This is a genomic window from Streptococcus sp. HMSC067H01 (assembly GCF_001814775.1).
Lineage (GTDB): Bacteria > Bacillota > Bacilli > Lactobacillales > Streptococcaceae > Streptococcus.
On record NZ_KV817785.1, the window covers coordinates 1 to 625 of the forward strand.

A 625-nucleotide genomic window follows, 5' to 3' on the forward strand; every position below is an offset into this window, starting at 1 on the left:
CTGGCAAGTATGGTTTGTAGCCTGGTACATTAGGCACAACTGGTTTACCTGGTTTACCTGGATCTGTTGGATCATTTGGATATTTCACATCTGGTGTTGATGGGAATTTCGGATCATCAGATTTCGGAACCAAGCTGCCAAGCGGTTTGTAAGTAACTGTATCTGTTGCTTCAGGATTTTCTGGAGTAACTGTCTTACCACCGGCTTCTGTCTTATCAGCGTAGTAACCTGGAATTACTGGAACTGATACCTTACCGTAAGTATGGCTCTTCTCAGTCCATGTTGTAGTTACAGAAGCTTTGTTTTCTTTACCAGTAAACGTAAAGTCATCTTGGACATTGTCCGCTGGAGTCTTATCGCCTGCTCCTTCAAACTTAACTGTTTGTTTAGTTGGTTTCTTCACATCATTTACGATTGGTACGTAGATGATTGGTGTGTCTTCACCTGGGTTTGTTGGAAGGTTTGGAAGTTCCTTACCTGGTTCTACTGGTTTATCTTTATCTGGTTTCGTCGGATCGTTTGGATCTGGCAAGTATGGTTTATATCCTGGTACATCTGGAACAACTGGTTGACCTGGTTTCGTTGGATCCGTTGGATCATTTGGATACTTCACTTCTGGTGTTGA

The 625-nt window shown here is 42.6% G+C and carries 1 pseudogene; it reads right to left on the reverse strand.

The annotated features are described in order from the left end of the window. A pseudogene (locus HMPREF2987_RS10970) lies at positions 1–625 on the reverse strand (hypothetical protein); the annotation flags it as partial.